Origin of the sequence: Plantactinospora sp. WMMC1484, assembly GCF_049315195.1 — a bacterium.
GTDB lineage: Bacteria > Actinomycetota > Actinomycetes > Mycobacteriales > Micromonosporaceae > Plantactinospora.
In genome coordinates this window covers 5081556-5104363 of the sequence record NZ_CP186055.1, presented here as the reverse complement: position 1 = coordinate 5104363, position 22808 = coordinate 5081556, and the positions used below count along the sequence as shown (strand labels likewise).

Genomic DNA, 22808 nt, shown 5'->3' with positions numbered 1-22808 from the left:
GTCCCGCGTCGAGCCGTTGTCTACTGGCCGCCTGCACCACCCTGCCCGAGCACCGGTAACCGCAGCCGGTTCGCGCCGCCCCGCCGACCCCCGCCCGCTGGACCTGGCCGTTGCGACGACACCAACACATGTCGCTCGGCCAGCGGACGAAGGGACGAAGCGAACAACAGCCGCTTCCCGTTGTAGGACTCAAAGACGGTACGTGGTACACCCCGGGCACTGTCAACCGCCCTCCGGCCAGTCGTCCCGTTCGATGCGGCGTGTCGGAGCCGGCGCGCCGCGCCACACCCCGTTCGCCTCCGGTTCGCCCACCCGACACCGTCCCGGCCACCGCACCGATCGACCCGGGTCGTCGTCGCGGGCCGCGACCGGCACGCCGCAGCCGCCCGGACACCGCGGCCAGTGGCCGGGACCAGCCGGCCCGGTCAACGGACCAGCCGGCCCGGTCAACGGACCAGCCGGCCCGGTCAACGGACCAGCCGGCCCGGTCAATGGACCAGCCGGCCCGGTCAATGGACCAGCCGGCCCGGTCAATGGACCAGCCAGCCCGGTCAACCGGTGCACAGGTACCGGCGCAGCAGGCCGGCCGCCGCCGCCGGATGCGGCTCCGCGAGCAGGCCCGCGGCCGCCAACACGTACCGGACGTCGACGACCGGCCGGGCCGCCCGAGGCAGCGGCCAGCCGCCGGCGTGATCGGTCAACACCGCGTCGAGCACCCCGGCCACCGCCGCCCCTCCGGCATGCCGGAGCACCCCGCCGGAGCCGACCAGCAGCCGCACGTCCCGCAGGTCCCGGGCCGGCTGCCCGGCCGCACCGCCGCCCCGGGCGTGCCGGCGTACCGCCACCACGGCGGCGAGCGCGGCGATCCGCTGCTCCGCCGAGCGCTCCGCCCCGCCGGGCACCAGCCGGCCCGGATCCGCCGCCAGCCCCGCCGCCACCGCCGCCAACTGCTCCCGCTCGCCCGGCGCCAGCAGCCGCTCCCCCGCCGCCGCGTCGACCACCCCCGGCGCGCTCCAGCGCATCCCCAGATCCCCCTCGACCGTCCGGGCCCGCCACAGCGTCCCGGCGGCCGGCCGCCCCGGACCACCGGCCCGCTCGTCCGGCACCAGCACCGAGTACACGTCGGTGGTGGCGCCGCCGACATCCACCACCAGCAGATCCCCGCCGACCCCGTCGGCGAGCACCTCGACCCCGGCCAGCACCGCGTCCGGAGTCGCCGCCCGGACCAGCCGGGCGAACCGCGACCCTCGGGACAGCCGCTTGCCGCCGATCACGTGCCGCAGGAACACCTCCCGGATCGCCGCCCGGGCCGGCCGCGCCGCCAGTACGCCGATCCGGGGCAGCACGTTGCCGGTCACCGTCACCGGCACACCCCGCCCGGCCAGCAGCTCCCGCACCGCACCGGCGGCCTCCGCGTTGCCGGCCACCACCACCGGCACCCGCCAGCGGGCCCGGGCCAGCCGGCCGGCATTCCCGGTCAACACCTCCGCGTCCCCGCCGTCGGTCCCGCCGACCAGCAGCACCACGTCCGGCCGGGCGGCCCGCAGCGCCGCCAGACCCGCCCCGTCCAGCCGGCCGGCGCCGACGTGCACCACCCGGGCCCCGGCCGACAACCCGACCTGGTGACCGGCCCGGGCCGTGACCAGCTTCTCGTAGCCGAGCACCGCCAGCCGCAGCCCGCCACCCGCCGACGAACAGACGTACCAGGGCGCCGACGCCGCCCCGGGAAGTCCGACGGTCGCCGCCGCCACCGCCTCGTCCAGGCCGTGCAGCACGTCGGTGCCGGCGGTGGTCGCCGCGGCCGCCGAGCCGAGCAGTGCGCCGTCGGCGAGATCCACCACCGCCACCTTCGTCCAGGTGGAGCCGACGTCGGCGCAGACCGCGTACGGGGTCACGCCGGCCCGGCGGTCGAGACCGGGCCGGCGTCGGGCGGTGCCGCAGGGGCGGGCCCGCCCGCGTCGGCGACCGGCAGCACGACGGTGCCGACGGCGGTCACCGCCACCAGCGGCGGATCGAGCACCTCCGCCGCCGAGTCGCCCCGATCCGGCCGCCCCCGGCACACCACCCGGCACTCGAACTCGCAGGTGCGGCTGCGGCTGCCGACCCGGACCACCGTCGCCGCCACCTCGAGCACGTCACCGGCGCGCACCGGCGCCCGGAACCGCACCTCCGCATAGCCGGCGAACAGCCCCTCGTCACCGTCGGTCCGGATGCACACCTCGGTCGCCACGTCACCGAACAACCCCAGCACGTACGCCCCGTCGACGAGGTTGCCGGCGTAGTGCGCGTGCGAGTACGGCACATAGCGGCGGTGCAGCACCGCCAGCCCCAGCCGCGGATCCGCCACCCCGTCCCCTCCGATCATCCCGGCACCTGTGGTCATCCCGGCACCTCCGCCGCCTCCCCGGCTGGTGACCGATCCCGATCACCCCGGCCAGCCGCCGCGGCGCCGACCAGCCGGTGCACCAGATAGCTCGCCACCTCGCCAGGCGTGGTCCCCCGGCCGAAGATCCGGTCCACCCCCAGCTCACCGGCCATCAACTCGTCGAACCGGGGACCACCGACGACCAGCAGCGGACGCCGGCCCGCCGGCATCGCCTCCCGGAACGCCGCCGACATCTCCCGGACGTTGTGCAGGTGCGCGTCCCGCTGCGTCACCACCTGCGACACCAGCACCGCGTCCGCCCGCTCCGCCCTCGCCGCCGCCACCAGCTCCGGCACACTCACCTGGGCACCCAGGTTCGTCACCCGCAACTCCCGGTAGTACTCCAGGCCCTTCTCCCCGGCGATCCCCTTCACGTTCAGAATCGCGTCGATCCCGACCGTGTGCGCGTCCGTGCCGATGCACGCCCCCACCACCGACAGCTTGCGGCGCAGCCGCCGCCGGATCAGCGCGTTGACCTCCTTCGCCGGCAGCAGCGGGAAGTCCCGCTCCACCACCCGGACCGCCGCCAGATCCACCAGATGGCCCACCCGGCCGTAGACGACGAAGAAGGTGAACCCGTCACCCATCTGCCGGGCGTGCACCAGCATCGCCGGATCCAGCCCCATCTTCGCCGCCAACTGCAGCGCCGCCCCCTCCGCCCGCTTGTCGTGCGGCACCGGCAGGGTGAACGACACCTGCACCATCCCGTCCCCGGTCGCGTCCCCGTACGGCCGCACCACCGGCCCGCCGCTCACGAGCCCGCCTCCAGCAGCTCCGTCGCCGGGTTGTAGTAGTCGGCGGCGTGCGCCGCCACCCCGGACAGGCCCCGACCCCGGTCCGCCGGCCGCTTCATGATCCCGAAGGTGCCGTCCGCGATCACCGGCAACAACCCGCCGTCGACGATCCGCTCCAGCAACGCCACCGCCTCGCCGAGCACCGTCGCCGCCCGCCGCTGGATGAACCCGCCCGGCGCCGGTACGAAATCCTCGTGCAGCCCGCCCGCCGCCCCCAACACGTACCGGACGTTCTGCAGGGCGATGTCCCGGTCCGACAGCCACGGCGTCACCACCGCCTCCGTCATCATCCCGACCAGCAGGATGCCCTGCCCCGTCATCGCCCCCGCCAGGTTGAAGAACCCGTCGAGCAGGTTGCCCCGGAACACGTCCCCGGTCATGTGCCGGGTCGGCGGCATCCACTTCAGCGGCGCGTCCGGAAACAACTCCCGGGCCAGCAGCGCGTGCGCCAACTCCAGCCGGAACGACTCCGGCAGATCCGGATCTATCTCGAAGGCGTGCCCCAGCCCCAACTGCGCGTCCGGCAACCCCGCCTCGTGCGCGAAATACTCGTTGAGCAACTGCGACACCGTCACCGTGTGCGCCTCGTCGACCGCGTCCGCCGTCGTCAGGTAGTTGTCCTCACCCGTGTTGATGACGATCCCGGCCCGCGCGTGCACCTGCCGGGAGAACCGCTGGTCCACGAAGGTCCGCACCGGGTTGATGTCCCGGAACAGGATCCCGTACATCGAGTCGTTCAACATCATGTCCAGCCGCTCCAGGCCGGCCAGCACCGCCATCTCCGGCATGCACAACCCGGAGGCGTAGTTCGTCAACCGCACGTACCGGCCCAGCTCCCGCGACGAGTCGTCCAACGCCGCCCGCATCAGCCGGAAGTTCTCCTGCGTCGCGTAGGTGCCCGCGAACCCCTCCCGGGTCGCCCCCTCCGGCACGTAGTCCAGCAGCGACTGCCCCGTCGACCGGATCACCGCGATCACGTCCGCCCCGGCCCGCGCCGCCGCCTGCGCCTGCGGAATGTCCTCGTGGATGTCACCGGTCGCCACGATCAGATAGATCCACGGCCGCTGCGCGGGGTCGCCGTGCCGGCGTACCATCCGGTCCCGCTCCGCCCGACGGCGGTCGACCCGGCGCAGACCCGCGCCGACCGCCCGCCGCGCCGCCGCCCGGGCCGACCGCGCCCGCCGGCCCGCCGGCACCTCGAACCGGACCGACCCCGCCGCCGCCTTCTGCGCCAGCAACGTCACCGCGGCACCGACATCGGCGGCGGCCGGCGCCGCACCCAGCTCCCGCAGCAACGCGTCGAAGACCGGCACCGCCACCCCGTGCGACAGCCCCACCTCCGCGACCACCGCGTCGACCAGCCGGTTCACCCACGGAATCCCGTCCGGATCCGCACCCGACACCCCGGCCAGCCGCACGACCGCCCGCTCCACCGACACCGTCGTGTGGCTGCGGGCCAGCTCCACCACCGGCTGCCCGGCCCGGCGCGCCAACTCCCGCGCCCGCCGCACCAGCACCGGATCCAGCGCCAGCTTGCCGGCGATTCCGGCTCCTCCAGCGCTGCCGGCGCCGCCTCCGGCGCCTGTCCGGGACAGCGGACGATCCAGCATCCCACTACCCTCCGTCATCGGCGGCCTCCCACTGCCCGGTCACGACGCACCCACCGCGCCACCCTCGTCGTCGCCGTCCACGTCGTAGATCACCGACCCGCGCAACACCGTCCGCCGGCAGACCGGCAACGGCGTCGGATCGTCCGACCCCCGCAACTCAGGCACCTCCGACACCAGCACCGGCAGGCCACCGTCACCCACCCCGGCCGGCGTCGACCAGACCGCGAACGTCGCCGCCGCCCCCGGCACCAGCGCCCCCTCCGCAAGCCGCGGATCCCGGCCACCCGCACCCGCCGGCACCGCCCGCCAGCCACCCCGGGTATGCGCGGCGAACGCCGCCCGCACACTCAGCCGCTGCGCCGGATTGAAGTGCGCCACCGCCGCCCGCACCGAACCCCACGGATCCAACGGCGTCACCGGCGAGTCCGACCCGAACGCCAGCGTCACCCCCACCCCGTGCATCGCACCCATCGGGTTCGACTCCAGCGACCGCCCGACCCCGAGCCGCGACGCATACATCTGCCGCTCGCCGCCCCACAACCGGTCGAACGCCGGCTGCATGCTAGCCACGATCCCGTACTCGACGAAGCCGGCGATCAGGCGCTTCTCCATGATCTCGGCATGCTCGACCCGATGCCCGGCCGCGCGCAGTCGCTCCACCCCCAGCACCTCGGCCGCACCAGCGAACCCGGCCAGCACCGTGCCGATCGCCGCGTCCCCGATCGCGTGGAACCCGCCCTGCACGTCGTGCGCCGCACAGTCCAGCAGATGGTCCCGGACCTGCTCCGCCGTCAGATAGCCGTGCCCGCAGCCACCCGGCTCACCGTCGGCGTACGGCACCGACAGATGCGCCGTACGCGCACCCAGCGCCCCGTCCGCGAACAGATCCCCACCCGCACCGACCGCACCCAGCTCCCGGGCCCGCCGCGCACCCATCAACTCGCCCCAGTAGCCGTACACCTCCGGGGCGCCGGCACCGGAGAGGGCGAGCAGAGCGGTGAAGTCCTCCTCGCTGGAGATCTCCGGGCCGCCGCACTCGTGCACCGCCGCGATACCCAGGGACGCCGCCCGGTCCAACGCCACCCGCTGCGCCGCCCGCCGCTGCGCCGGCATCACCGACCCCATCGCCAGCTCCCGCACCAGATGATGGGCGTCCCGGCGCAGCCACCCCGACGCGTCGTAGCCCGGCGCCCCGACCACCTCCGGCACCGCCGCCAGCAGCGCCACCGAACAGAGCGCCGAATGGATCGACGCCTGCGACAGATACACCCGCCGGCCCCCGGCCGCCCGGTCCAGCTCCGCCGCCGCCGGCACCCGCCGGTCCGGCCACGCCGACTCGTCCCAGCCGTGCCCCAGCACCACCGCGTCGGCCGGCAGCCCCGCCGCGAACCCGGCCACCGCCGCCAGCACGTCGGCGGCCGACCGCGCCCCGGACAGATCCAGCCCGGACAGCGCCAGACCGGTGTCGGTGGCGTGCACGTGCGCGTCCACGAACGCCGGGGTCACCAGCGCGCCGTCCAACTCCACCACCCGGTCGGCGGACGGGGCGTCACCGTCGCCGCCGAGCCAGTCGATCCGGCCGTCCCGGACCAGTAGCGCGGTCGCCCGCGGATCGGCCGGACAGAACAACCGGCCGCCACGGTAGAGAATCGAGGGGTTCGTCATGGCCTCAGTCTGCCGCCAGCCGCTCGGCGAAGAGCGCCCGCACTCCCGGCACCGTACGCAGCAACGACAGCGCGTACTCGGCATGCCCCGGCAGGTAGCCGTTGCCGATCAGCATCGTCACGTCGGCGGCCAGACCCTCCGCGCCGAGCGCCGCGGCAGCGAAACTCGTCGCCATCGAGAAGAAGACCACCGTCCCGCCGTCGGCGGTGGCCAGGATCGCCCCGTGCTCGCAGCCGGGCACGTCGACGCAGACCACCGTCACGTCCGCCGGCCCGCCCAGCGCCCCGGCAACCGACGCCGCCAGCCCCACCGGGTCCCGGGCGTCGGCGAGTACCACCTCGGTGGCGAGCCCGGCGGCGAGCAGCCGGTCCCGCTCGGCCGGCACCGGCACCACCCCGACCGTGCGGGCCGCGCCGGCCTGCCGGGCGGCGGCCAGGGCCAGCGACCCGCTCTTGCCGGCACCGCCGAGCACCGCCACCGTCGGCGGCTCGGCATACCCGTGCACCGTGCGGGCGGTCAGCGCGGGCGCGCCGCAGACGTCCAGCACCGCCAGGCTCAGCCGGGGATCGAGATCGTCCGGCAGCACCGCCACCACCGACCGGGCGAAGAGGATCGCGTGCCCGGCGCACGGCACCTGCTCGCCGCGACCGTCCCAGCCGGCGAGCCCGTCGGTGACCGCCAGGGGCGTCAGGGTCAGCGACACCAGCGTCGCCACCCGGTCGCCCGGCCTCACCGGCAGCGGTGACTCCGGGCCGACCTCGGCCACCGTGCCGATCAGCATCCCACCCGACCCCGTGACCGGATTATGCATCTTGCCCCGGTCCTGGATGATCGACAGCACCTCCGCCCGCACCGCCGCACCGTCCCCGCCGTGCTTCTCCGCCAACTGCCGGAAGCTCGCCGCGTCCAGGTTCAGCCGCTCCAGCCGGACCCGGACCTCGTCGGCGGCGATCTCACCCCGGGCGTCCAGCCGGTACGCCGCCTGCGGCAACACCCCGGCCGGCTCGACCACCCGGCGCATCCCCACCGCCGACACCACCGTCGCACCGCTGGACGACCCCATCCCGCCTCCTCCGGACACCCCAGGCACAGCGGCGCGCATTACCGCTCGCATCCGCTCTCGAACAGGAAAACTTACGGCAGGATATTTCCTTTGCGGGAAATCCTCCAGTAGCGTTCAAGGTCCAGAGGTACTACCGGCACCCGCCAGCTGCCGCCACGGGCAATCGAAATGGAGGAGGCACCGTGACACAGGTCGACGCCGTGACACAGGTCGAACCGGCCATCGCCGCGCTCGACCCGGCCGCGCCGGCCCACGCCGCCGGCGCGCCGGAACAGCCCACGGCCGGGCAGCCCTACGAATACCGCCGCCGCCCCCTGGTCGAACCCGACTGGACCCGCTTCCCGGGCTGGCGGCAGGTGACCCGCGACCAGTGGGAATCGGCACAGTGGCAGCGCGCCAACTGCGTCAAGAACGTCCGGCAACTCCGCGCCGTCCTCGGCGACACCGTCGACGACGACTGCTACACCGACCTCACCACCGACCAGACCAACCTGGCCACCATGTCCATGCTGGTCCCGCCGCAGATGCTCAACACGATGGTGCCGGACGCCCCGATCACCACCGACGCCTTCCGGGCCGACCCGATCCGCCGCTACATGCTGCCGCTCGCCGGCGACCGGCGCACCGACTGGCCCTCACACCCCTACGCCAGCCGCGACTCGCTGCACGAACACGACATGTGGGTCGCCGAGGGGCTCACCCACCGCTACCCCACCAAGGTCCTCGCCGAATTGCTCGCCACCTGCCCGCAGTACTGCGGGCACTGCACCCGGATGGACCTCGTCGGCAACTCCACCCCGACCGTCGACAAACTCCGGCTCAGCCTCAAACCCCACGACCGGTACGACGCACACGTCAGGTACCTCCGCGCCCACCCCGGCGTACGGGACGTGGTCGTCTCCGGCGGCGACGTCGCCAACGTGCCCTGGCGGCACCTCGAGTCGTACCTGATGCGACTGCTGGAGATCGAAACGATCCGGGACATCCGGCTCGCCACCAAGGCACTGGCCGGGCTTCCCCAGCACTGGCTACAGCCGGACGTCGTGGAGGGCCTCGAACGGGTCGCCCGGACCGCCGCCCGACGCGGCGTCAACCTCGCCATCCACACGCACGTCAACCACGCCCAGACGCTCACCCCGCTGGTCGCCCGCGCCGCGCAGACGGCGCTGGAGGTCGGCGTCCGCGACGTGCGCAACCAGGGCGTGCTGATGCGCGGGGTCAACGCGACAACCACCGACCTGCTCGACCTCTGCTTCGCGCTCCAGGGCGAGGCCGGCATCCTGCCGTACTACTTCTACATGTGCGACATGATCCCGAACGCCGAGCACTGGCGGCTCCCGGTCTGGCACGCCCAGCGGCTCCAGCACGACCTGATGGGCTACCTGCCCGGCTACGCCACCCCACGGATCGTCTGCGACGTGCCCTTCGTCGGCAAGCGCTGGGTGCACATGGTCACCGAGTACGACCGCGAACGCGGCATCTCATACTGGACCAAGAACTACCGCACGTCGATCGAGTCGGCAGACGAAGCCGCCCTGGACCGGCGGTACGCCTACTACGATCCGATCGACAGCCTGCCGGACGCCGGCCGGGCCTGGTGGGCCCGGCACGGCACCCGGGCCGCCCGCTGAGGACGGAACAACAGCTCTCGGCGTACGGCCCCACAACGACACGTCCTCACCGTCAACGGTCGAAGGTCTCCCGGACGTTGCGACCCGCCTCCTTGACGTTCGAACCGGCCTGCTTCGCCTTGGCCTGCGTCCGCTCGCTGGCGCCCTCGCCGCGCATCTGCTCGTTGTCGGTGCGGTCGCCCATCCGCTCCTTGGCGGCGCCCTTCAGCTCCTCGGCCTTGTTGCGCATCTTGTCCATGGCACTCATGTCGCACCTCTCCTTCGTCGCCCCCGCACGTGGCGGCGGCTGTCGCAGGTAGCTTGCCCGACATGCCCGAGATAAAACCCGGCTAATCGCCCCGAAAGCCTTCGAACAGGCAAAAGCCTGGCTCTCGGTCGTCGGAGCTGTCTGCGAGCTGTGGCCTGAGGTGATGCGCACATCGCGTAAGAGCTTCCTAGGATGCTAGACCACAGGTGGGAACGCCGGGCGGGTGCCGGGGGCGAGTGCCGGGAACGAGGTGGTTGACTGGGGAGATGGCCGAGATCGTCCTCGTCCGGCACGGCGAGACCACCTGGAGCGCCAGCCACCGGCACACCTCGTACACCGACCTGCCGCTCACCCCGGAGGGCGAGCGGCAGGCCCGGGAGATCACCGGGGAGCTCGGTGCGCGCCGCTTCGCCGCGGTGCTCTCCAGCCCTCGGCTGCGTGCCCTGCGCACCGCCGAACTCGCCGGCCTGGCCGTCACCGCCGTCGACGAGGACCTCGGCGAGTGGAACTACGGCGAGTACGAGGGACTGACCACCGCGCAGATCCGGCAGGAACGCCCGGACTGGCTGCTCTGGACGGACGGCTGCCCCGGCGGCGAGCAACCGGAACAGGTGGGCACCCGGCTCGACCGGGTGCTGGCCCGGGCGACCGCGTTCCTCGACGACGGCGACGTGGCCCTGGTCGCCCACGGGCACAGCCTGCGGGTGGCGGGAGCGCGCTGGATCGGCCTACCGGCCGGCGACGGTGGCCGGCTGCGCCTGGACACCGCCACCGTCTCCGTCCTCGGTCACGAACACGGCCGTCCGGTCATCCTGCGCTGGAACTCGCCGGGTCGGGCGGCAGCGCCCGGAGCTGAGCCGTCCCCGACTCCGTCCTGAGCTTCGGCTCGGGACGCAGCTTCGGCGGGCGGCTCTCGTACGGGATGGAGAGCACCACCGTCGTCCGCGTGGTGACGTTCGCCGCGGTGCGAATCTCCTGGAGCACCCGCTCCAGGTCCACCGGGCTGGCCACCCGGACCAGCAGCAGATAGAAGTCCTCCCCCGCCACCGAGTAGCAGGAATCGATCTCCGGCAGGTGGGCCAGCCGCTCCGGCGCGTCGTCCGGCTGCGACGGATCGAACGGCCGGATCGCCACGAACGCGCTCAACGGCAGGTCGAGCGCCTCGAACGAGATCCGCGCGGCATACCCCTTGATCACACCGCGCTGCTCAAGCCGGCGGACCCGCTGGTGCACCGCGGAGACCGACAGCCCCACCCGCTCGGCCAGATCCGTGTATGACAGCCGCCCGTCGGCGGCCAGGGCCGCCACGATGGCCCGATCGGTCTCCTCCACGGCCTGCAACCTACCGGTAGATAGTGGGCGGGACGACGCCGAACCCGTCGCGTCGTCACCGCACGTTATCAGGTCGATAACTGGCGCCGGCCCGGCGACCGCCGGTGGACGGCCGATGGCGGTGCCCCGGCGGGCGGGGCCGGTGACGCGCCGGTCAGCGGGCCAGCGAGCGGGAGATCACCAGGCGCTGGATCTGGTTGGTCCCCTCGACGATCTGCAACACCTTCGCCTCCCGCATGTACCGCTCGACCGGGTGGTCCGCCACGTAGCCGGCACCGCCGAGCACCTGCACCGCGTCGGTGGTGACCCGCATCGCGGTGTCGGTGGCGAAGAGCTTCGCCTTGGCCGCCTCGGTCGAGTACGGCCGGCCCGCGTCGCGCAGCCGGGCGGCGGCCAGCATCAGCGCCCGGGCCGCCGAGACCTGGGTGGCGAGGTCGGCCAGGAGGAAGCCGAGCCCCTGGAAGTCGATGATCGGCCGACCGAACTGTTCCCGCTGCCGGGCGTAGTCGGTCGCGTAGTCGAGGGCGGCCTGGGCCAGCCCCACCGCACAGGCGGCGATGCCCAGCCGGCCACTGTCCAGTGCGGAAAGCGCGATCCGGAACCCCTCCCCCTCGGCACCGACCAGCCGGTCGGTCGGCACCCGCGCCTCGTCGAAGGCGATCTGCGCGACCGGTGAGGCGCGCAGCCCCATGGTCCGCTCCGCCGCCTGCGGCACGATCCCGGGCGTGCCGGCGTCGGCGAGCAGGCAGGAGATGCCCCGCGCGCCGGGGCCACCGGTGCGGCAGAAGATGTTGTAGAAGTCGGCGTTGCCGGCGTGGGTGATCCAGGCCTTGGTGCCGGAGACGACGTAGTCGCCGCCGTCCGGGACCGCCCGGGTGGTCAGCGCTGCCGCGTCCGAGCCGCCCTGCGGCTCCGAGAGGCAGTACGCTCCGAGCAGCTCGCCGCCGATCATGTCGGGGAGCAGCTTGCGGACCTGCTCACCGCCGAAGGTGGCTACCGGGTGGCAGGAGAGGGTGTGCACACTGACCGCCTCGGCCACCGCGAGCCAGCGGCTGGCGAGGATCTCCAGCACCTGGAGGTAGACCTCGTACGGTTGGGCCGCCCCGCCGTGCTCCTCCGGGTAGGGCAGGCCGAGCAGCCCGGCGCGGCCGAGGGTGCGCAGCAGCTCGCGGGGGAAGACGCCCCGCTGCTCGAAGTCGCCCGCCCGGGGCGCCAGTTCCCGGTCGGCCAGCTCGGTGACGAGGTCGAGCAGGTCGTACGCCTCGTCGCTGGGCAGGATCCGGTCGACCGTCATAGCAGCACCAGCTCTCGGTGGATGGTGTTGAGCCGCTCCGCCCCGTCCGGGGTGCAGACCACGATGTCCTCGATCCGGGCGCCGTGCCGGCCGGCGAGATAGATCCCCGGCTCGATCGAGAAGGCCATCCCCGGCTCCAGCGGCAGCTCGTTGCCGGCGACCAGGTAGGGGTCCTCGTGTCCGTCCAGCCCGATGCCGTGCCCGGTGCGGTGCAGGAAGGCGGCGCCGTAGCCGGCCTCGCCGATCACCTCGCGGGCGACCCCGTCCACCGCCGCCGCGCTGACCCCGGGCCGGACCGCGCCGACCGCGGCCCGCTGCGCCTCGAAGAGCACCTGGTAGTAGTCGACGAACTCCGGCGGCGGCGTACCGACCACGTAGCACCGGGTGGAGTCGGAGCAGTAGCCGGAGGGCATCGTCCCGCCGATGTCGACGACGACCGGCTCGCCGGCCCCGATCATCCGGTCCGACGTCTCGTGGTGCGGGCTGGCCCCGTTCGGGCCGGCGGCGACGATGGCGAAGGCGGCGGTGGCGTGGCCGGCCTCCAGGATGGCGGCGGAGATGTCCGCGGCCACCTGCGCCTCGGTGCGGCCGGGGCGCAGCCATTCGGCCATCCGGGCGTGCACCGCGTCGATCGCGGCGCCGGCCTCGCGCAGCGCCGCCACCTCCGCCGCCGACTTGCGCAGCCGCAGCGGCCGCAGCACCTCCCCGGCCAGCCGCTGGCTGGCCCCGGGCAGCGCGGCCCGCAGCGCGAGCACCTGCTCGGCCCACATCCGGTCGCCGAGGCCGACCGCGCCGACCGGCCCGCCGAGGGCCCGCACCACCAGCGGGTACGGGTCGGTGCCGTCCGGGTGGTCGACGATGCGTACGCCGGTGCGCGGCGCCGGCGACGCCTCGGCGGCGGGGCGTTCCAGGGTCGGCACGATCAGGGTCGGTCGACCGGTCGCCGGCAGCACCAGGCAGGTGAGCCGTTCGAGCGCGTGCGCGTGGTAGCCGGTCAGATAGCGCAGGTCGGAACCGGGCGGCAGGAGCAGGGCGTCCAGCCCCGCCTCGACGGTGGCCTGCTGGGCCGCCGCCAGCCGCTCCGGGGGATAGAGGTCTTCGTCACCCACGGGAATAGCTTAACGGTCGTTCGGGTGGAATCGACGGCGGAGGCATGTGCCGGAACCGGCGGATGCTGTGCCAGGCTGTCCGGGTGAACGACAGCCGCCCCCTGCTCCTCGTCGACGCGCCGAGCCTCTATTTCCGGGCCTACTTCGGCATCCCGGAGTCGGCCGCCAAGGCGCCGGACGGCAGCCCGGTCAACGCCGTCCGGGGCTTCCTGGACATGCTCGCCACGCTGATCCGCACGCGCCGGCCGGACCGGCTGGTCTGCGCCCTGGACCACGACTGGCGCCCGGCCTGGCGGGTGGCGCTGCTGCCGTCGTACAAGGCGCACCGGGTCGCCCCGGAGGGTGGCGAGGTGGTGCCGGACACCCTCTCCCCGCAGGTGCCGCTGATCCTCGAGGTGCTCGCCGCGATCGGTATCCCGGCGATCGGGGTGGACGGCTACGAGGCCGACGACGTCCTGGGCACCCTGGCCGTGACCGAGCCCGCTCCCGTGGAGGTGGCCTCCGGCGATCGGGACCTGTTCCAGCTCGTCGACGACGACCGGCCGGTGCGGCTGCTCTACTGCGGGCGTGGCGTGGCGAAGCTGGAGGACTGCGACGACGCCGCCGTCCGCGCCAAGTACGGCGTGCCGGCCGCCGGGTACGCCGACTTCGCCGCGCTGCGCGGTGACCCCAGCGACGGGCTGCCCGGGGTGGCCGGCGTGGGCGACAAGACCGCGGCCCGGCTGGTCGAGCGGTACGGCAGCCTGGACGGCATCCTCGCCGCGCTCGACGACCCGGCCGCCGGCTTCGCCCCCGGGCTGCGGAGCAAGCTGGAGGCCGCCCGGGACTACCTGGCCGTCGCGCCGACGGTGGTCCGGGTCGCCCTGGACGTGCCGCTGCCGCCGCTGACCAGCACGCTGCCGGCGGCGCCGGTCGACGCCGACCGGCTGCTCGCCCTGGCCGAGCAGTGGAACCTCGCCGGTCCGTGCCGCCGCCTCGTCGACGCCCTCGCCGGCAACACCGTCTCCGCCTGAGCACCGGCAGGCTTCACAGGGCCGGTGTCAGAAGGGTTGGCGGAGCTGGAAGCGCCGCTGCGGGCCGGCCGGCGGGGCGGTGCGGTCCGCACCGGGATCGACCACCCGCTCGGCGGCAGCACGGTCAGCGGCGGCACGGTCAGCGGCGAGCCGCTCGGCCGCGCGGTCCGCCAGGTACGCCGAGGCGGCGCGGTCGTCCTCGGTCGGGGTGGCGAGCAGGGCGTAGAAGAGCACGAACGCCACGAAGACGACGATCAACATGATCGGCAGCAGCAGGGTCGCCCCGCCGGCACCGGTCGGCGCCGGAGCCGAGGGCCGGGCCTGCACCGACATCGCGGCCATCCCGGTGTAGTGCATGCCGCTGACCGCGAACCCCATCACGAACGCCGCACCGGTCACCGCCCGGGTGCCGCGTACGGTGACGGCCAACCAGAGCGCGGCGGTCGCGGCGATCACCCCGATCAGTACCGACGCCGCCACCAGCGAACCCTCGTAGTCGATCCTGCCCCGCAGCCGCATCGCCGCCATGCCCATGTAGTGCATGGCGGCCACGCCGAACCCGGCGAAGACCCCGCCGAGCAGGATCCGCGCCCAGCCGGCCTGCCCGAACACCGCGACGACCAGCCCGACCCCGACGGTGAGGATGGCGATCAGGGCGCTTGCCACGGTCAACGGCACGTCGTAGCGGATCTGGCTGCCGGAGACGCTGAACCCGAGCATGGCGGTGAAGTGCATGGTCCAGATCGCCGTACCGCCGATCGCCCAGGCGGCGAGGACGAGCCACCAGATTCGGCGTCCCAGGGACTGTGCCTCCCGGACCCGTACGGCGCAGAGCAGCCCCAGGAACGAGCCGAGGACGGAGAGTCCGTAGCTCAGCGCGGGCGTGATCCAGCCGTACTGGAAGTGGTTGATGTGGGCCATGCTGACCGTCTCCTCGGGCCGTCGACACGGCGGGTTCCGCGCCCGGCACGATGATCACTTGAGGCACGAACAGCCACAACGGTGCGTTCGGGCGCATCTGGCGACCGACGGACCGTGGTCGGGGTGACCGGAAAGATCATCACCGGAGGAGCGGCGGCCGACCGATGGAGAAGATCGGCTGACTGAACAGCCGAGTGCCGATCAACCCGTCAGGTCGCGCCGTGGTACGCGAGCACACCCCGGTTGATCGTCGCCATCGCCTGCCGTGCGGTGCCGCGTACCTCCACGGAAGCACCGGTGGAGTCGGCGACCTGCCCGAGCAGGTCCACCACCTGCCGGGCCCAGCGCACGAAGTCGCCGGCCGGCATGTCTCCGTCGAGGTTGTGGCCGCTGGCCAGCACCTTCGCCAGCGCCTCGCCCCGAGCCCACCGGTAGACCGGCCAGACGAAGCCGAGATCGGGCTCCCGGGTCGCCTCCAGCCCGCGCTCCGCCTCGTCGGCCTCCAGCTCGGCCCAGATCTTCAGCGTCTCGCCGACGGCGTCCGAGACCGGGCCCCGGGGCACCGAGGCCCGCTCGTCGGCGTCCCGGCGCGCCTCGTAGACCACCACCGAGACCGCCGCGGCCAGCTCGGCCGGGGAGAGCCCCGCCCAGACCCCCCGGCGCAGGCACTCCGCCACCAGCAGGTCGGCCTCGGTCCAGATCCGGCCCAGCATCCGGCCGGCGTCGGTCACCTCGCCCGCCTCGGTCAGATAGCCGCGGGCGGTGAGGATGCCGCAGACCCGGTCGAAGGTGCGGGTCAGCGATCCGGTACGCCCGGCCACCCGCTGGCGCAGCTCCGCCGTGTCCCGTTCGAGGCGGCGGCGGCGTTCGGCCCAGCGGGCGTGCTCCTCGCGGTCCGGGCAGGCGTGGCAGGAGTGCCGGCGCAGCTCGGCACGGAGCTGGGTGAGCCGCTCGTCCTCACCGCCCCCACCCCGGTTACGGCCGCGCCGCCCGCCGTGCCGGTCCAGCCCGGTGCCGCTGACCGCCGCCGCCAGGTCCCGCCGGGCGGCCGGCGACCGGTGGTTGAAGTGCTTCGGGACCCGGATCCGGGCCAGCACCTCCGCCGGGGTGGTGAAGTCGCCCGGCGTGATCCGGCCGGCCCAGCGGTCCTGGGTCAGCACCAGCGGCCGGGGCTCGCCGAAGCCGCCGACGCCGGGATCGAGCACCACCGCCAGCCCGGCCCGCCGGCCCGACGGCACCCGGATCACGTCACCGACGCGCAGCCGCTCCAGCGCGGACAGTGTCGCCGCCCGCCGCTGGCTCTGCCCCTGCCGGGCCAACGTCTGCTCCCGGTCGGCGATCGCCATCCGCAGCCCGAAGTACTCGTCGAAGTCCCCGAGGTGGCAGCGGGTCTCCGCGCCGTACGCCTCGATCGTCTCGACGTTGCGCTGCACCTGCCGGGCCAGCCCGACCACCGACCGGTCCGCCTGGAACTGCGCGAACGACGACTCCAGCAGCTCCCGGGCCGGCGCCGCGCCGACCGACCCGACCAGGTTGACCGCCATGTTGTACGACGGTCGGAAGCTCGACCGCAGCGGATAGGTACGCGTCGAGGCGAGCCCGGCCACGTGCCGGGGGTCGACCTCCGGCGACCAGACCACGACGGCGTGCCCCTCCACGTCGATCCCCCGCCGGCCGGCCCTGCCGGTGAGCTGGGTGTACTCCCCCGGCGTCAGGTCGACGTGCGCCTCGCCGTTGAACTTCACCAACCGCTCCAGCACCACGCAGCGGGCCGGCATGTTGATCCCCAGCGCCAGGGTCTCGGTGGCGAAGACCGCCTTCACCAGACCGCGTACGAAAAGCTCCTCGACCACCTCCTTGAACGCCGGCAACATCCCGGCGTGATGGGCGGCGAGGCCGCGCTCCAGCCCGTCGAGCCACTCCCAGTAGCCGAGCACGGCGAGGTCCTCGGCGGGCACGCTGGTGATCCGGGCCTCCACCACCCGGCGGATCTCGGCCCGCTCCTCCGGACCGGTCAGCCGCAGCCCGGCGGCGAGGCACTGCTGCACCGCCGCGTCGCAGCCGGCCCGGCTGAAGATGAAGAGGATCGCCGGCAGCAGCCCCTCCCGGTCCAGCCGCTCCACGATGTCGGCCCGGAGCGGGCCGCGCCAGCGTGGGCCCCGGGGACCGCCGCGCCCCCATCCCGGCCCGTGGGTGCGGCCGTCGCCGAGTTCGAGCCGGCGCATCATCTCGCGGGTGTAGCGGAGCAGTTCCGGATGCACGTCGTGCTTGCGGGCCGCGTCGGCGTCGTGGAAGAGGTCGAACATCCGCCGGTTGACCAGCATGTGCTGCCAGAGCGGCACCGGACGGTGCTCGCTGACCACCACCTCGGTCTCACCGCGCACGGTGACCAGCCAGTCGGCGAACTCCTCGGCGTTGGAGACGGTCGCGGAGAGCGAGACCAGGGTCACCGACTCCGGCAGGTGGATGATCACCTCTTCCCAGACGCCGCCCCGGAAGCGGTCGGCGAGGTAGTGCACCTCGTCCATGACGACGTAGGCGAGGCCGGCCAGGCTCGACGAGCCCGCGTAGAGCATGTTCCGCAGCACCTCGGTGGTCATCACCACCACCGGCGCGTCCCCGTTTATCGCGTTGTCCCCGGTGAGCAGCCCCACCTGCTCCGAGCCGTACCGCTCCACCAGGTCGTGGTACTTCTGGTTGGAAAGCGCCTTGATCGGGGTGGTGTAGAAGCACTTCCGGGTCGCCCCGCCGGGGTCGGCCCCGGTGCGCAGCGCCAGGTGCACGGCGAACTCGCCGACGGCGGTCTTGCCGGCGCCGGTCGGCGCGCAGACCAGGACGCCACTGCCCCGCTCCAGCGCCTGGCATGCCTCCCGCTGGAAGTCGTCGAGGTCGAACCCGAGCTGTTGGGCGAACTCGTCGAGTGCGGGGAACATGCTGGCCTGCGCGGCCCGGCGGCGCGCCGCGGCGTACCGCTCGGCGGGGCTCGACATGAATCCAAGATTAGTGCGTGTCGGGTGGTCACACGGCGGCAGGCCGTAGAGCGGCCCCCCGGAAGCCGGTCGGTAGGGTGCACGACGTGCCGGACCATGCCGAACCGCCCACGCCCGCCACGCCGAGCGGCATCGCCGACGCCGCCCCCGGACAGCCGCGCCGGCGGCCGGTCGACGCGGTGCTCTTCGACTTCCACGGCACCCTCGCCCAGGTGGAGGACCCGGTCGCCTGGGTACTGGCCGCCGCCGAGTCCTGCGGGGCACCCCTGGAACGCACCCGGGCCACCGCGCTGGCCGACCGTCTGGTCATGGCGGGCCGGGCCGGTGGCCCGCTGCCGTCCCGCGTCCCGCCGCACCTGGCCGAGGTGTGGGCGGAACGCGACCTCTACGCCCCCGCCCACCGGGCCGCCTACGTCGGGCTGGCCGCCACCGTCGACAGCGGTGTGGATGGCCTGGCCGAGGCGCTCTACGAGCGGCTCCTCGTGCCGGAGGGCTGGCTCCCGTACGCCGACGCGGCGGCGACACTGCACGCGCTGCGGGCGGCGAAGGTGCCGGTGGCGGTGGTGAGCAACGTCGGCTTCGACATCCGACCCCTCTTCGCCGCCTGGGGTCTCGCCGATCTGGTCGACGCCTTCGTGCTCTCCTACGAGGTAGGACGCTGCAAGCCCGATCCGGCAATCTTCTACCGCGCCTGCGGCCTGCTCTCGGTGGACCCGGAGCGGGCCCTGATGGTCGGCGACACGCCCGCCGACGCCGGTGCGGTACGCGCCGGCTGCGCCGCGCTGGTGTTGCCGGCGGCCGAGGCGGGACAGGTGAACGGGCTCGCCGCCGCCGTGGACCTGGCGACCGCGGACGGCCGCTGAACACGGCGCCCGGCCCGTGAACACGGTGCGGCGAAGGGCTCAGCGGAGCAGGCGTACGGCGCCGGGGACGGCGGTCACGGTGACCGGAAGCGGAAGGGCACGCTCGCCGTCGGCGTATCCGACGATGTCCTCGGCGACCAGCTCGATGGTGCGCGCCCGCCGGGTGTGCACCATCGGATGGTCGAGGTGACTGCCCTGGTACACCCGGGGCTTGATCCGGACCAGCGTCGCCCGGCCGACCGGGCCGGCGTAGACCACGTCGAGCAGTCCGTCGGCCGGATCGGCGGTCGGGCAGATCCGCATCCCGCCGCCGTAGCTGGGACAGTTGCCCACCGCCACGAGGACCCCGTCGACCTCGACCGGCTCGCCGTCGAGGCGGAGCAGGTAGCGGCGGGGCCGGAGGCGGGCCAGCTCGACCAGGATGGCGAGGTCGTAGCGGCGCGGACCGCGCGGCCAGGACATCCGGTTGGCCCGCTCGTTCACGAGCGCGTCGAAGCCGGCCGCCAGCACCGCGCCGTACCACCGGACGGTGCCGTCCACCCCGGTCATCCGGGCCAGATCCGCGGGTCGTGTCCGGCCGGCGGCGAGCGCGGCGGCGATCACCTCGACCGCGTCGAGCGGGTCGGCCGGGAAACCCGTGCCGGCCGCGAAGTCGTTGCCGGTGCCGGCCGGCACCGGGCCGAACGCGACCCCGGTGCCGGCGACCGCCTGCAACGCCAGGTGCACGGTGCCGTCGCCGCCGACCGTCACCAGCGCGGTCGCGCCCTCGGCGACGGCGGCTCGGCAGGCCGCGCCGGCCCGCGCGACGCTCTCCGCGTCGAGCAGCCGCACCGGCAGTCCCGCCGCGCCGAGCCGCTCCAGGACAGCCGGCAGCAGCCCTCGGTAACGCCCCCGCCCGGCGGTGGGGTTGGCCAGCACCGCCACGGGCCCGTCGCCGGGCCGACCAGCGGGGACGGATCCGGGTAGCTGATCATCGGCGGTCACGGCGTGCACCGTACCGCCGCCGGGCCCGGCTCCGACAGACCGACTCAGGTCATGTCGTCGTAGCGCCGCTCGATCGGCTGCGGCGCCGCGACCGGTTCCGGGCCGGTGATCGGCTCGCTGGCGTCGACCCGCCCACCGGCGGTCACCGGCTCCGGCTCGGTGTCCAGCGGGGAGACCTCGTCGTCGTCCAGCCCGGCGTAGATCTCCCGGCCGCGTCCCCGCCGCCGGTCGTTGAGCATCGCCACCCCGACCGCCGCGAAGTAGAGGGCGCAGAGGCAGATGGCCAGCGCGGTCATGCCGAACGGGTCGGGCGTGGGCGTGACGATCGCGGCGAAGAGGAAGAAGATGAAGACGGCGATCCGCCACCAGCCGAGCATCTTGCGGCCGCTGACCAGGCCGACGAAGTTGAGCATCAGGACGATCAGCGGGAACTCGAACGCCACCCCGAACATCAGGATCATGTTCGTGACGAAGGAGATGTACCGGGTGATCTCCAGCGTGTTCGCCACGTCCTCGCCGGCGATCCCCACCAGGAATTCGAGCCCCTTGGAGACCACGAAGAAGGCCAGCACGGCGCCGGCCGCGAAGAGCGGGGCGGCCAGCGCGGTGAAGATGTAGGCGTACTTCCGCTCGTGCCGGTGCAGGCCCGGGGCGATGAACGCCCAGAGCTGGTAGAGCCAGACCGGTGCGGCGATGATGAGTCCGACCCAGAGCGCGATCTTCAGGTCGAGCAGCAGGACGTCCGCCGGGCCGAGCTGGGTGAACTGGCACTTGCCGTCCACGACCGAGCCGTCGAGCTGGCAGTACGGCTCCTGGAGCAGGCTGCGGACCGGCCGGGCCAGCCAGATGCCGAGCCCGAAGCCGACCACGATGCCGATGGAGGCCCGGAAGAGCCGGTCACGCAGCTCCCGGATGTGCTCGATGAGCGTCATCGAGCCGTCGGCGGCTCGCTCGAACTTGCTCGAACCACGCCGGCGCAGGGCGAAGGCCACGGCGACCGGCCCCGGTCAGTTGTCGCGGACGCGCTGCACCGGGTCGTTGACCGGCGGCGCGGGCGGCTGGTAACCAGGCTGGTGCACGCTGGTCGGGTGGACCGCGGAGTCACCCGGCAACGGCTGCCGTCCCGCCTGCGCGTCGGCCTTCTCCGCCAGGTCCTTGTCGTCCTCGGAGAGACTCTTGGTCTCGGCCTTGATGATCCGCAGCGAGCGGCCGAGCGAGCGGGCCGCGTCCGGAAGCCGCTTCGCGCCGAAGAGCAGGATCAGCACAGCGACGAGTACGAAGATGTGCCACGGCTTGAGGGCGCCCATGGAAGCTCCAGTTCGATGTTCGTCCGGTGATGGGGTGTCCTGGCCCATCGTACGTGCGTCGGGAGGTACTGCCACCTGCCAGGCTGGTGTCTTTCCGGCCGGCTGGTGAAGTCTTGACCAACGCCGGGCATCCGTCAACAGGGGCTATTCCTCGCCCCCGCGCTTCGCCCGGATCAGCACGAGCCGCTGCTGGAGCACCTCGACCTGCTGCTGCATGGCCTCCGCCCGGTCCTGCACCGACAGGGCGACGCGCTGGAGATCCTCGGCCTGCTCCTGCCGGCGCTGCAACGCCAGGGCGGCCCGGCGCAGCCGGGGCAGCCGGATCAGCACCCGGCGAACCGCCAACCCGAGCACCAGCAGCCCGGCCACCAGGGCCGCGAGCACGATCCACTTCACCACGTCGGCCAGCCTAGTGGCTGCCGGCCGGGGCCGCCGGTTCGGCGCCCGGCAGCGCCGCGGCACCGGGTACCAACCCGACGTCCGACCCCGGGTCGTGGGCTGCGCCCTCCGGCGGCGGGCTGGCGTACGCGTCGAGGGCGGCGGCGGCCCGGTCGCGGACCTGGTCGGCGAGTTCCGGCGGGGCGACCACGGTGACGTCCGGTCCGAGCCCGAGCACAAAGCGGCGGGCCCAGGCCAGGTCGGTCACCCGCAACGACACCAGCCACTCCTGGCCGGGCCGGTCGGCGTCCCGCGACCCGGCGACGGAGCCGGGATCCGGCTCGACCCGTTCGCACGGGTAGTACTCGGTGATCCACCGGCTGGCCCGGCCGACCCGCAGGGTCACCAGCGGCAGGTCCTGGTCGGGCCGGAAGATGCCGGCGCTCAGGTCGTGCAGCCGAGCCTGCGGGGGCGGTGCGGCCGGGTCGTCGAGCTCGACGAGCGCGTCGATCCGGTCGGCCCGGAACAGCCGCATCGACTCCGCCCGCCGGCACCACGCCTCCAGGTAGGCGAGGCCGCCGACCATCAGTACCCGGATCGGGTCGATCGTGCGTTCGGTGGTCTCGTCCCGGGTCGCGGCGTAGTAGGTGATCCGCAACGCCCGGCCCCGCTGCACCGCGCCGCGCAGCGCCGCGACCCGGTCGCTGTCGCCGGGCATCCGCACCGCGACGGGAGCGTCGGCGAGTTCGCCGGCCGCGTTTTCGATCTTGGCGAGGGCCCGTTCGATCGCGTCCCGGTTCGCCATCCCCGGCGTCTCGGCGAGCATCCGCAGCGCCACCACCAGCGCCAGCGCCTCGTCCGGGGTGAGTCGCAGCGGCCGGTCGATCCCGGCGTCGTAGGTGATTGTCACCCGGTCGCCGTCGAAGGCCATGTCGATCAGGTCGCCCGGGCCGTATCCGGGCAGGCCGCAGACCCAGAGCAGCTCCAGGTCCTCGCGGAGCTGCCGCTCGGTCACCCCGAGGTCGGCCGCCGCCTCGGCCAGCTCGATCCCGGGCCGGGCCAGCAGGTACGGCACGAGATTCAGCAGTCGGGCCAGCCGATCGACCGAGGTCCGTGCGCCGCCGCCGGACCGTTGCGCCGGACGAGTCACGCCGGCTCCCCCCTCTGGTTCAGTCCCGGGGC

20 protein-coding genes and 1 pseudogene are annotated in these 22808 nt (G+C 73.8%); 4 read left to right on the top strand and 17 right to left on the bottom strand.

Annotated elements, in window-relative coordinates:
• Positions 1 to 551: 551 nt before the first annotated feature.
• The 6 genes and pseudogenes from ACN28C_RS22335 to ACN28C_RS22310 all read right to left on the bottom strand — a co-directional run bounded on the left by ACN28C_RS22335 (position 552) and on the right by ACN28C_RS22310 (position 7515).
• Positions 552 to 1895: a glutamate mutase L gene (locus ACN28C_RS22335; RefSeq protein ID WP_422769478.1), complete on the bottom strand. Its 1344-nt coding sequence runs from the start codon at positions 1893 to 1895 to the stop codon at positions 552 to 554.
• A gap of 71 nt (positions 1896 to 1966) precedes the next feature.
• Positions 1967 to 2347, bottom strand: a pseudogene (locus ACN28C_RS22330) (hotdog domain-containing protein); the annotation flags it as partial.
• A 32-nt stretch (positions 2348 to 2379) separates the two neighbouring features.
• On the bottom strand, positions 2380 to 3180 hold the full coding sequence (locus tag ACN28C_RS22325; protein WP_422769477.1) for an OAM dimerization domain-containing protein: 801 nt from the start codon (positions 3178 to 3180) through the stop codon (positions 2380 to 2382).
• Positions 3177 to 4763: a lysine 5,6-aminomutase subunit alpha TIM-barrel domain-containing protein gene (locus ACN28C_RS22320; protein WP_422774771.1), complete on the bottom strand. Its 1587-nt coding sequence runs from the start codon at positions 4761 to 4763 to the stop codon at positions 3177 to 3179. The genes ACN28C_RS22325 and ACN28C_RS22320 overlap by 4 nt, the downstream gene beginning before the upstream one ends.
• 105 nt (positions 4764 to 4868) lie before the next feature.
• Positions 4869 to 6494 (bottom strand): amidohydrolase, encoded by a 1626-nt coding sequence (locus tag ACN28C_RS22315; RefSeq protein WP_422769476.1) that lies wholly within the window; start codon positions 6492 to 6494, stop codon positions 4869 to 4871.
• A gap of 4 nt (positions 6495 to 6498) precedes the next feature.
• The gene (locus tag ACN28C_RS22310; protein WP_422774770.1) at positions 6499 to 7515 is read right to left on the bottom strand and encodes a zinc-binding alcohol dehydrogenase; all 1017 of its coding nucleotides are present in this window, start codon (positions 7513 to 7515) and stop codon (positions 6499 to 6501) included.
• A gap of 242 nt (positions 7516 to 7757) precedes the next feature.
• Between ACN28C_RS22310 and ACN28C_RS22305 the strand changes: the two genes are divergently transcribed.
• Positions 7758 to 9188, top strand: a complete 1431-nt coding sequence (locus ACN28C_RS22305; protein ID WP_422774769.1) for a KamA family radical SAM protein — start codon at positions 7758 to 7760, stop codon at positions 9186 to 9188.
• Between the two features lie 52 nt (positions 9189 to 9240).
• On the opposite strand, the gene ACN28C_RS22300 is transcribed toward ACN28C_RS22305, so the two are convergent.
• A complete protein-coding gene (locus tag ACN28C_RS22300; protein ID WP_421492952.1) occupies positions 9241 to 9435 on the bottom strand; it encodes a CsbD family protein in 195 nt (64 codons plus the stop codon).
• A gap of 266 nt (positions 9436 to 9701) precedes the next feature.
• On the opposite strand from ACN28C_RS22300, the gene ACN28C_RS22295 reads away from it, so the two are divergent.
• Positions 9702 to 10313 carry a histidine phosphatase family protein gene (locus tag ACN28C_RS22295; protein ID WP_422769475.1) on the top strand — a complete coding sequence of 204 codons (612 nt, stop codon included), beginning with the start codon at positions 9702 to 9704 and terminating at the stop codon, positions 10311 to 10313.
• Here ACN28C_RS22295 and ACN28C_RS22290 read toward each other — a convergent pair.
• The 3 genes from ACN28C_RS22290 to ACN28C_RS22280 form a co-directional block, all read right to left on the bottom strand.
• Complete coding sequence (locus ACN28C_RS22290; protein ID WP_422769474.1) at positions 10243 to 10767, bottom strand: Lrp/AsnC family transcriptional regulator; 525 nt, start codon at positions 10765 to 10767, stop codon at positions 10243 to 10245. The two genes, ACN28C_RS22295 and ACN28C_RS22290, sit on opposite strands and share 71 nt — an antisense overlap.
• A gap of 154 nt (positions 10768 to 10921) precedes the next feature.
• Positions 10922 to 12061 carry an acyl-CoA dehydrogenase family protein gene (locus ACN28C_RS22285; RefSeq protein WP_422769473.1) on the bottom strand — a complete coding sequence of 380 codons (1140 nt, stop codon included), beginning with the start codon at positions 12059 to 12061 and terminating at the stop codon, positions 10922 to 10924.
• Positions 12058 to 13176, bottom strand: a complete 1119-nt coding sequence (locus ACN28C_RS22280; protein WP_422774768.1) for a M24 family metallopeptidase — start codon at positions 13174 to 13176, stop codon at positions 12058 to 12060. Before ACN28C_RS22280 ends, ACN28C_RS22285 begins: the two co-directional genes overlap by 4 nt.
• Before the next feature lie 77 nt (positions 13177 to 13253).
• On the opposite strand from ACN28C_RS22280, the gene ACN28C_RS22275 reads away from it, so the two are divergent.
• Positions 13254 to 14183, top strand: a complete 930-nt coding sequence (locus ACN28C_RS22275) for a 5'-3' exonuclease (RefSeq protein ID WP_422769472.1) — start codon at positions 13254 to 13256, stop codon at positions 14181 to 14183.
• 27 nt (positions 14184 to 14210) lie between these two features.
• Here the strand turns inward: ACN28C_RS22275 and ACN28C_RS22270 are convergent, their stop codons facing one another.
• Positions 14211 to 15104 (bottom strand): MHYT domain-containing protein, encoded by an 894-nt coding sequence (locus ACN28C_RS22270; protein ID WP_422769471.1) that lies wholly within the window; start codon positions 15102 to 15104, stop codon positions 14211 to 14213.
• Between the two features lie 209 nt (positions 15105 to 15313).
• Positions 15314 to 18094, bottom strand: a complete 2781-nt coding sequence (locus ACN28C_RS22265) for a DEAD/DEAH box helicase (RefSeq protein ID WP_422769470.1) — start codon at positions 18092 to 18094, stop codon at positions 15314 to 15316.
• 86 nt (positions 18095 to 18180) lie between these two features.
• Between ACN28C_RS22265 and ACN28C_RS22260 the strand changes: the two genes are divergently transcribed.
• Positions 18181 to 18957, top strand: a complete 777-nt coding sequence (locus tag ACN28C_RS22260) for an HAD family hydrolase (RefSeq protein WP_422769469.1) — start codon at positions 18181 to 18183, stop codon at positions 18955 to 18957.
• Between the two features lie 39 nt (positions 18958 to 18996).
• Here ACN28C_RS22260 and ACN28C_RS22255 read toward each other — a convergent pair whose 3' ends face one another.
• From ACN28C_RS22255 to ACN28C_RS22235, 5 genes are all read right to left on the bottom strand, one after another.
• Positions 18997 to 19950: a diacylglycerol kinase family protein gene (locus ACN28C_RS22255; protein WP_422769468.1), complete on the bottom strand. Its 954-nt coding sequence runs from the start codon at positions 19948 to 19950 to the stop codon at positions 18997 to 18999.
• Positions 19951 to 19985: 35 nt separating this feature from the next.
• Positions 19986 to 20933 (bottom strand): twin-arginine translocase subunit TatC, encoded by a 948-nt coding sequence (tatC, locus tag ACN28C_RS22250; RefSeq protein ID WP_422769467.1) that lies wholly within the window; start codon positions 20931 to 20933, stop codon positions 19986 to 19988.
• A gap of 15 nt (positions 20934 to 20948) precedes the next feature.
• Complete coding sequence (gene tatA, locus ACN28C_RS22245) at positions 20949 to 21248, bottom strand: Sec-independent protein translocase subunit TatA (protein ID WP_422769466.1); 300 nt, start codon at positions 21246 to 21248, stop codon at positions 20949 to 20951.
• Between the two features lie 144 nt (positions 21249 to 21392).
• The gene (locus tag ACN28C_RS22240; protein ID WP_422769465.1) at positions 21393 to 21647 is read right to left on the bottom strand and encodes a hypothetical protein; all 255 of its coding nucleotides are present in this window, start codon (positions 21645 to 21647) and stop codon (positions 21393 to 21395) included.
• A 10-nt stretch (positions 21648 to 21657) separates the two neighbouring features.
• The gene (locus ACN28C_RS22235; RefSeq protein ID WP_422769464.1) at positions 21658 to 22776 is read right to left on the bottom strand and encodes a helix-turn-helix transcriptional regulator; all 1119 of its coding nucleotides are present in this window, start codon (positions 22774 to 22776) and stop codon (positions 21658 to 21660) included.
• Positions 22777 to 22808 lie beyond the last annotated feature (32 nt).